At 69.4% G+C, this 8,157-nt stretch carries 8 protein-coding genes; 2 read left to right on the top strand and 6 right to left on the bottom strand.

Going from position 1 to position 8,157, the window contains the following annotated elements; translation table 11 throughout:
• From ACWF94_RS26215 to purU, 4 genes are all read right to left on the bottom strand, one after another.
• On the bottom strand, positions 1–878 hold an 878-nt coding region (locus tag ACWF94_RS26215; RefSeq protein ID WP_453493272.1), incomplete at its 3' end, for a methylenetetrahydrofolate reductase.
• Positions 879–908: 30 nt separating this feature from the next.
• Positions 909–2,024, bottom strand: a complete 1,116-nt coding sequence (locus ACWF94_RS26210; RefSeq protein ID WP_453493269.1) for a glycine cleavage T C-terminal barrel domain-containing protein — start codon at positions 2,022–2,024, stop codon at positions 909–911.
• Between the two features lie 80 nt (positions 2,025–2,104).
• Positions 2,105–3,277: an NAD(P)H-dependent oxidoreductase gene (locus tag ACWF94_RS26205; protein ID WP_453493266.1), complete on the bottom strand. Its 1,173-nt coding sequence runs from the start codon at positions 3,275–3,277 to the stop codon at positions 2,105–2,107.
• On the bottom strand, positions 3,270–4,166 hold the full coding sequence (gene purU / locus ACWF94_RS26200) for a formyltetrahydrofolate deformylase (RefSeq protein ID WP_453493263.1): 897 nt from the start codon (positions 4,164–4,166) through the stop codon (positions 3,270–3,272). Before purU ends, ACWF94_RS26205 begins: the two co-directional genes overlap by 8 nt.
• A 240-nt stretch (positions 4,167–4,406) precedes the next feature.
• Between purU and ACWF94_RS26195 the strand changes: the two genes are divergently transcribed.
• Both ACWF94_RS26195 and ACWF94_RS26190 read left to right on the top strand, forming a co-directional pair.
• Entirely contained in the window at positions 4,407–5,540 is a 1,134-nt protein-coding gene (locus ACWF94_RS26195; protein ID WP_453493260.1) for a PucR family transcriptional regulator, read from the top strand.
• Entirely contained in the window at positions 5,537–6,325 is a 789-nt protein-coding gene (locus ACWF94_RS26190; RefSeq protein ID WP_453493257.1) for a VOC family protein, read from the top strand. Before ACWF94_RS26195 ends, ACWF94_RS26190 begins: the two co-directional genes overlap by 4 nt.
• On the opposite strand, the gene folP is transcribed toward ACWF94_RS26190, so the two are convergent.
• Both folP and folD read right to left on the bottom strand, forming a co-directional pair.
• Positions 6,322–7,191: a dihydropteroate synthase gene (gene folP, locus ACWF94_RS26185; RefSeq protein WP_453493254.1), complete on the bottom strand. Its 870-nt coding sequence runs from the start codon at positions 7,189–7,191 to the stop codon at positions 6,322–6,324. The genes ACWF94_RS26190 and folP overlap by 4 nt on opposite strands.
• Before the next feature lie 17 nt (positions 7,192–7,208).
• Positions 7,209–8,153 carry a bifunctional methylenetetrahydrofolate dehydrogenase/methenyltetrahydrofolate cyclohydrolase FolD gene (gene folD, locus ACWF94_RS26180; RefSeq protein WP_453493275.1) on the bottom strand — a complete coding sequence of 315 codons (945 nt, stop codon included), beginning with the start codon at positions 8,151–8,153 and terminating at the stop codon, positions 7,209–7,211.
• Positions 8,154–8,157 lie beyond the last annotated feature (4 nt).

Raw genomic sequence — 8,157 nt, 5'->3', positions numbered from 1 at the left:
GCCGTGAGACGAGCCCGGGTGTAGCCGTCGAACCAGTCCACGGTCGGGGCCACATTGTTGAAGGAGAAGATGTGCAGCCCTTCCACGCCGGACCGGGCACCGGCGGCGAGGACCTCGTCGACGATCCCGGTGGGCTCGAAGTGCGCCGATGCCATCAGCCGGGTGACCGAGGAGCGGTTGTTCCTCAGGAACTTCAGCGACTTGCCGATGCCGAGCCTGCCGGAGACCGTCATGAGCTTGCGCCGGTCGACGTGACCGGGCACGCCGAGGCGCAACGGGAGGGTGAGCCCCCGGTCGCGTTCCCGCAGCGCCCAGTCCACGATGGCGGGCGCGGAGAAACACATCTGGGTCGAGACATAGCCATGGAACTCCCCGGACGCCAGGAAGTCCTGCTTCTCGTACAGGGACGCCACGACCAGGTCGCGCGGGATCGACGCATGGCCCTCGGGATAGCCGGCGAAGCCGAAGCCCCGGACAGCGCCGCTCGCCGCCGCGTAGTCGATCGCCAGGTCGAGGGCACGGGTGTAGGGACCGGGGGACTTGGCGTCGCCGGCGATGCAGAAGACCTCCTGGACGCCCATGGCGTCACAGCGGGCCGCGATGTCCGTGACCTGCTCGCGGCTGGTGATCTGCCGGGCCGCGAGGTGCGGGACCGCGTCGTGTCCCAGTTCCCTCAGCCGGGCGGTGGCCTGAAGGGTCGCCTCCACGCCGTGCGCGGGGGAGCAGGTCACCGACAGCCGGCTCCGCGCCGGGATCTCGTGGAAGAGCCGGCTGAGAGACGGCAGCGGGATCAGCTCGATCCTGGAGTGCTCGCGCAGGTCCGGTCCGTCGGGAGTACCGGCCGGTGCCGGACCCGCGCCGATGGGGCTGGTGCTCATGGTGGGCTCACCTCCCTGGGTCGGGCCGGATCAGATGAAGGGGATCCGGTGAAGCGTCGCCTTGTGTTCGCCGGCCGGGCTCCGGATCGTCAGGTCGGTCTCCTCCGGGACCGATGAATCGATGACCGCCACGGCGATGTTGCGGTCGAGGGCATAGGACCACACGGCCCACCTCACGACGCCGACCTCCTGGCCGGTCGCCGAGTCCTCCAGCGACCAGAAGCTCTCGAACAGCGGCCACTCCGAGCGGTCGGAGACCAGCCCCACGGTCTTGCGCGCCGGACCTTCGGCACGGACCTTGAGCAGCGCGTCGCGGCCGATGAAGTCACCGCCATCCAGGTCGAGAAAGCCGGCGAGGCCCGCCTCGAAGAGGTCCATGCCGGAGTTGGTGGCGTACTGGGTGTCGAGGATTCCCTGCTCGACGGCGCGGTTGAGATTGGGTCCGGTGACCAGGAGGTCGTGCTCCCGGCCCGCCTCCCGTACCGCGTCCCATGCCTCGACCGCCCGGGCGGTGCCGATCGGGTACACCTCGTAGCCCGCCTCCTTGCTCCAGCCGGTGTTGGAGATGACCACCTCGACCCCCGCCAGCTCGGTGATCACGCAGCGGAACCGCTTCAGGGAGCCGAGGTCGGCTTCGACCAGCGGCTGGAGCACCGTACGGGCCAGCGGACCCTGGACCTGGAAGGGTGCGACGTCGGCCTCGGTGACCTGTACGTCGTAGCCGCCGGCCAGGGCGAGACCGTAGGCCCACAGGCTCACATCCACATCCGAGTGGGAGAACCAGATGACGTCCTCGTAGGGCCGGAGAACGATGATCTCCGACATGATCTTGCCGTTCTGGTCGCAGAGTGGGGTGTACTTGCATCCCCCGACCGGCAGTTTCGACAAGTCCCGGGGCGCGAGGTAGTCGGCGAACCTGAGCGCGTCCGGTCCTCGGAACTCCGCCTGCCGCTCGGCGCCCACGTCCCATTGCGTCACTCCGCTGACGATCGCGTCGTACTCGGCGCGCGGGTCGTTGTCGTAGACGAACGGCATATAGGTGTGGTTGTAGACACCCCACTCCAGAGCCCCTTCGGCGAGGGTGCGCTCGAAGTAGGGGGAGCGGCGGGTGGTGTAGAGCAGGTTCTGGCGCACGGGTCCGGCCATGACGTGATTCCTGTCGTGTGTGGAGGCGGGTTGGTGTTCGGGTCGAGGGCGGGCGGCGGGCGTATGCCGCGCCCGGCGGGTCAGAGCAGCAGCGGCGCGGTGTCGAAGTACTCGGTCAGGCGGGTGATCCGGCCGTCCGCTGTCTCGGCGACCATGGCGAAGGTGAAGTCCAGAACGCTGCCGTCGGCGACGGTCCTGGCCGTCATCCGGCCTTCGGCGCACGCGCGGGAGCCTTCGCCGAGGATGTGGTGCAGTTCGATCGTCACATCGGTCAGTTCGTCCACAGATGCCTGATTGGTGGCGAGGATGTCGTCCGGCCCGATGAGCGGCCGCTCGTGGAGGGGGTCGGCGAACACTCCCGTCTCGGCGAAGAGGGCGGCGATCGCGGCGTTGTCTCCGGCGGTCCAGGCGTCGCAGATTCGGCGAATGGCCGTGGGCGCGTCCATGTTCGGTGTCTCCGTCCGGTCACGTGGGTGCGGGGGTGAGTTGAGGACCGTGATACGTGCGGGGTCGGGGCTCGGCGACGGGTCGGCGATCGGTCCGGCCCCGGCGGCGCGGGCGAAGTCCAGATGAATACCGTCGGCGGACTCCTCGAAGCCGGTGTCGTGCAGCAGGACGACACTCGACTCGCCCACCCCGCACCAGCCGAGGACACCGACCCGGATGAGCGCGTCGAGAGCCTGGGCGTATCCGCGGCGGGCGAAGCTGCCTGCGGACCCTCCGGTCGTCAGCAGAAACAGGTACGGGCGCGGCGGCAGCAGGCTGCCCTCGGGGTCGTTGGCGAACTCGTAGGCCCATCCGTTGCTCCAGACCCGGTCGAACCAGCCCTTGAGCATCGCGGGGAGGCCGAGCCACCACAGCGGGCTGATGACGACGATGGCGTCGGCGCGCTCGACCCGTGCCTGCTCCCTGAGCAGGGACGGGTGCAGGGTGCCGCCTTCGAACTGGACATAGTCGTCCGCGTGGAACACCGGGTCGAATCCCTCCCGGTAGAGGTCCGCCACCTCGAAGGTCCGGCCGGTCGCGGCGAGGCCGGCGGTGTACTCCTCCAGGAGCCGCGCGCAGAACGAGTCCTGGCGCGGATGGCAGAACACGACCAGGACATGTTCGGTGCCTGTGCCTGTGCCTGTGCCTGTGCCTGTGCCTGTGCGGGTGTGGATGGGGGTGCCCGTGCCCGGACCCTGTTCCTGGCCCTGCTCCGGACCCTGGTCCTGTTCCGGACCCTGGCCCTGGCCCTGTTCCTGGTCAGACATGGATGATCGTCCGGTTCTGGTGGACGTGCACCCGGTCCTCGGCGTGCAGCTCGACCGCCCGGGCGAGGACAGCACGTTCGATGTTCTTGCCGCGCCTGGCCATCGTGGCCGCGTCATCGGTGTGACCGACGTGCTCGATGTCCTGGGCGATGATCGGACCCGCGTCGAGTTCGGGGGTGGCGTAGTGCGCCGTGGCCCCGATGACCTTCACACCGCGCTCGTAGGCCCGCCGGTAGGGCTGGGCCCCGACGAAGGCGGGCAGCAGGGAGTGGTGGATGTTGATGACGGGCACACCGACGCGGTCGAGAAACCCGTCGGTGAGGATCTGCATGTAGCGGGCCAGTACCACGAAGTCCACCTCGGCTTCCCGCAGCAGGTGCAGGATGCGTGACTCCGACCTGGCACGGTCCGGGTCCGCGGGAACGTGGTGGTACGGCACGCCGAAGTCCTCCACCGCCGCGCGCAGCTTGTCATGGTTGGAGATCACGACCGGAATGTCGGCGTGAAGATCTTCATTCTGGCTCCGCCAGAGCAGATCCAGCACGCAGTGGTCGGCGGTGGAACACAACACGGCCATCCTCTTGCGACGGTCGGCCGGCCAGATCCGGTACTCCATCTTCAGTTCGGCTGCCACCTGCTCCACCCGTTCGATCACGGAGTCGGCCAGGTCACCCGGGGTGTCGACGACGAGCCGGAGAAAGAAGGCGCCCTCTCCCGGGTCGGTGCTGAACTGATGGGATTCACGAATATTGCAGCCCAGCCCGGTGAGCGCGGTGGACAGCTTTGCGATGATGCCGGGCCGGTCGTCGCACGATGCCCGGATACGGAGAGTGGTGGACGGCTGAGACCGGACCGCCGTCTGTGATGCGTACGAAAGGTGGTCGTTCATGATGAGTGCCCCGCCAGGATCAGACCCGAGTGGGTGAGCCTTGTGCCGCGTTTCAGAGGCCCATGGTGTGTGCTGTCCGTGGCCCGCGCATTATGCAGGTGACCAAAGAACAAGCACTCCGGCTGGTCCGATGAATGGCCGAAGGACCTGATGTCACCCGCATGTCAGCTGCGAGAACACGGACAGGGATCGTTTACGTCGGTATTGGCCCCAACCCCCGGATCGAGGATGATGCAGCCCATGCCCAAGGCCGACGACATGCTCGCGATGAGCAGAGCCCTCACCGACGGCACCGGACTGGCCGGGCTGGTCACCGTCCTGCGGCGGATCACCTCCAGTCCGTCGGCGTTCGTGGACATGCGCGGAAGCCTGCTGGCGTCGGCCCCCACCCGGGCCCAGTGGCCGCTGCCGGAACTGCGGTCGTGGCAGCCCGGTGTCATACGGGTCGGGACCCCGCCCCGGGCGGTGGTGCCGGTGTCGCTGGCGGGTGATGTGGTGGCGCTGCTCGTGGTGCAGCCAGGGGCCGGGCACGACACGGTGTTCGAGGCCGCCGCCGAGTTGGCCTCACTGGAACTCGCCCGGCTCCAGGCCCTGCTGATGGGCAGGCGGGAACTGGCCGGCCAGGTACTGGAGGACGTCTTCGGCGGACGGACCCGCGGCCGGGAGGCACTGGAACGCCTGTCCTCGATCGGGATCGGCCTCACCCCGGAGACGAGGCACGCGGTCATCGTCGGCCAGTCGGCCGTCTCGGCGACCAAGCTGCGGGCCCGCCCGTGGAACCTCCACTCCCTGCTCGCCGGCAGCGGCGATCCCTATGTCCGCGCCACCGTCGACGACGACCTGGTGCTCGTCGTTCCGGACTCCGACTCCGTGGACACCGTGGCACGGATGCTGCTCCAGCATCTGCGCGGGATGGACCCGGCGGCATCGGTCGGGATCGGGCCCGCGGTGTCCGATCCGGTGTCGCTCACGATGAGCTACCACCAGGCACGGGATGCCGCCGGCCGTGGCGGACTCCACCACGCACGGCCCCTCAACCTGGGATATCTGCTGCTTGGTTCCGCCGACGCGCTGCCGATGCGAGAACTCGGGGCCCACGCACTGGAACCACTGGCGTCCCACGACCGCCGCACCGGCGGCGCGCTGGTCCACTCGCTCGCCGTCTACCTTGAGTGCGACTGTTCGGTGTCCCGGGCCGCCGCCCGGCTGTTCGTGCACCGGAACACACTCCGCTACCGGCTGAACCTGATCACCGAGCTGACCGGATGGTCCCCGGACTCCTTCGACGGCCGGATGCACTTCTGGATCGCGACGCGCAGTGCCAACGGGCCCGCCGGTAGGGTGGAGGACGAGAGCGAGGGAATCACCGAATGAGCAGCGAGCAGTCCCCACGGCTGACCGGCGTGCGTACGCTGCACCTGCACGCTCCCGACCCCGGCGCCGCCCGCGCGTTCTACCAGGCACTGACCTACCGCCACGGGGCGCCGCATCCCGGTCCGACCGCGCCGCGGGCGCCCGCCGACGCCACCCTGACCGTGGCGTCGCAGCGCTCCGGGCCGGCCGGATGGACTGTCGGGTTCGGGGTCAGCGATCTGCCGGGAGCGCTCAGCGCCTGCGCCGCACGGGGAGCGCGGGTGACGGAAGGTCCGGCCGATGGCGGCAGGCACCGGGTGCTGGATCCGAGGGGAATCCCGTTCGAACTGGTCCACACCGAACCGTCCGAGCACCCACCCCCCGGGCAGGGCGATATCGTCCTGGCCGATGTCTACACCCGCGACGTGGAGGCCGCGACAGCCTTCTACTCATCGGCGCTGGGACTGCGTGCCGAGGTACTGCCCGACGAGCCCGTCGACTACGTCATGCTGTCCTCGTACGGCCGTCATGTGGCCGGTGTCATCGACATGACCTCGTTCCTCGACCCGGCAACCAGCGATCAATGGATGCCGTACTTCCATTTCGCCAACGTGGACGCGGGCATCGAGCGGGCCACCGCGCTCGGCGCGTGGGTCGTGGTGCCGAGGACGGACAGCCCTACCGGCGACTACGCGGTGCTGCAGGATCCGTGGGGATGCCTGTTCGGCATCTGGGACGCCCGCTCGCTGCGGCACGCCGATCCCGTACGGAGCGCGAGCGGTGACGGATCGGCAGCGGCTTTCTAGGCCGAGCCGGGGCCACCCGCCGGGTGCGGTGACGCGGACCCCCTGAAGGCCGGGTGACGGCCGACCCCGCCCGCGCCGGCCGGATGCGCGTGCACCCATGCGTCCAGGACGCTGAGCGCGACCCTGGTCATCTCGACCTGGTGCACGCGGACCGCCCAGACGCGATATTGGGCGGCCAGGACGCTGAGCACCGCGGTCGGCAGGTCCCGGTCGCCCATGAGGCTGTCCCCGGGAAGCAGGTCGGCGAGGAAGCGCTTCCGGGAGGCGCCGACCATCACCGGATAGCCGAGGTCCTGGAGTCTGCCCAGTTGCCCGAGCAACTGCCAGTTGTGTACGGGCAGCTTGGCGAAGCCCAGACCCGGGTCGAGAACGATCCGGTCCCGGCGGACTCCGGCCGCCAGCGCCGACGCGACCCGCTCGGCCAGCTCCCCGCTGACCTCCACCACAGGGTCGCGGTACACGGCGTGGTCGTTCATCGTCCGCGGTGTGCCGCGCCAGTGCCCGATGACATAGGTGAGCCCGGTTCTGGCGACAGTGGCGGCCATCGCCGGGTCGGCGAGCCCTCCCGAGACGTCGTTGACGAAGGCCGCACCGGCGGCGGCCGCGGCCGCCGCCGTACTGGCATGCACGGTGTCGATGGAGACGGTCACGCCGGCGGTGGCGAGTCCTTCGACCACCGCGAGCACTCGGGACCGTTCCTCCCGCGCGGTGACTGGCCGGGCCCCGGGACGGGTCGACTCGCCCCCGACATCGATGATGCCGGCCCCGGCCTCGGCGAGTGCCTCGCCATGCGCGATCGCCTCGGACACCGTGCGGTACCGTCCGCCGTCGCTGAAGGAGTCGGGCGTGACATTGAGTACGCCCATGATCCGGGGGCCCGCCATTACGGCCGGTCCGGTCCCGGCGGGCGTCTGACGCAGGGGTGCGCGCTCGGCGGCGAGGTGCGGGAGTGGTGGGACATGGCTGCTCTCCCCGGTCGCTCGTCAAGGCCCTCGGCAGCGGAGAGCGTGTTCTCCAGAAGCATGGCGATCGTCATCGGACCGACACCACCCGGCACGGGGGTGATCCAGGAAGCACGGACGGCGACCTCGTCGAACCGGACGTCCCCCACGAGCCCCTGCCCGGTGCGGTGAATGCCGACATCAATGACGATCGCACCGTCACGGACGTGCTGCGCGGTGATCAGCCCGGGCACCCCGGCCGCGGCCACGACGAGGTCCGCCCGCCCGGTCTCCGCGGCGAGGTCCGCGGTACGGGAGTGCGCCACCGTCACCGTCGCGTCGCGCTCGGTGAGAAGCTGTGCGAGCGGCGCACCCACGAGTTGAGACCGTCCCACCACCACGGCGTTGAGCCCCCGAAGCTCGATATTCGCCGCATCGAGAAGAGCGAGCACGCCTCGCGGGGTACAGGGCCGGAGTCCCGGTTCCCCACGGCTGAGCAACCCGGCACTCCGCGTCGTCAGCCCGTCGACATCCTTTTCCGCTGGAATACGTTCGATGAGCGCGGCGCTGTCACGCCCTTCGGGCAACGGAAGCTGAAGCAGTATCCCGGATACCTTCGGGTCCGCTGCGAGTTCGTCGATGACGGTGGCGATTTCACCGTCCGGCGCCGACCCGGAAAGGTGACGGTGGAAATCCTCGATTCCCACGGCGGTCGCGAGCCTGCGCTTGCTGGCCACGTAGACTTGGCTGGCCGGGTCCTCCCCGACGAGAACCGTCGCGAGCCCGGGTACCGTTCCCGTTCGCTCACTGAAGGCGGATATGTTCGCGCGAGTCCTCGCGCGAACATCCGCGGCGAGCTTCTTCCCGTCCAGAATCAGCGCACTCATACAG

The sequence above is a fragment of the Streptomyces sp. NPDC055078 genome, from assembly GCF_053607985.1.
This window is presented reverse-complemented; position numbering and strand designations above follow the sequence as displayed.

Bases quoted from the DNA above. Each gene is read 5' to 3' on its own strand.
- ACWF94_RS26210 (WP_453493269.1), bottom strand. From the start codon at position 2,024: ATGGCCGGACCCGTGCGCCAGAACCTGCTCTACACCACCCGCCGCTCC.
- ACWF94_RS26205 (WP_453493266.1), bottom strand. From the start codon at position 3,277: ATGTCTGACCAGGAACAGGGCCAGGGCCAGGGTCCGGAACAGGACCAG.
- purU (WP_453493263.1), bottom strand. From the start codon at position 4,166: ATGAACGACCACCTTTCGTACGCATCACAGACGGCGGTCCGGTCTCAG.
- ACWF94_RS26195 (WP_453493260.1), top strand. From the start codon at position 4,407: ATGCCCAAGGCCGACGACATGCTCGCGATGAGCAGAGCCCTCACCGAC.
- ACWF94_RS26190 (WP_453493257.1), top strand. From the start codon at position 5,537: ATGAGCAGCGAGCAGTCCCCACGGCTGACCGGCGTGCGTACGCTGCAC.
- folP (WP_453493254.1), bottom strand. From the start codon at position 7,191: ATGGGCGTACTCAATGTCACGCCCGACTCCTTCAGCGACGGCGGACGG.
- folD (WP_453493275.1), bottom strand. From the start codon at position 8,153: ATGAGTGCGCTGATTCTGGACGGGAAGAAGCTCGCCGCGGATGTTCGC.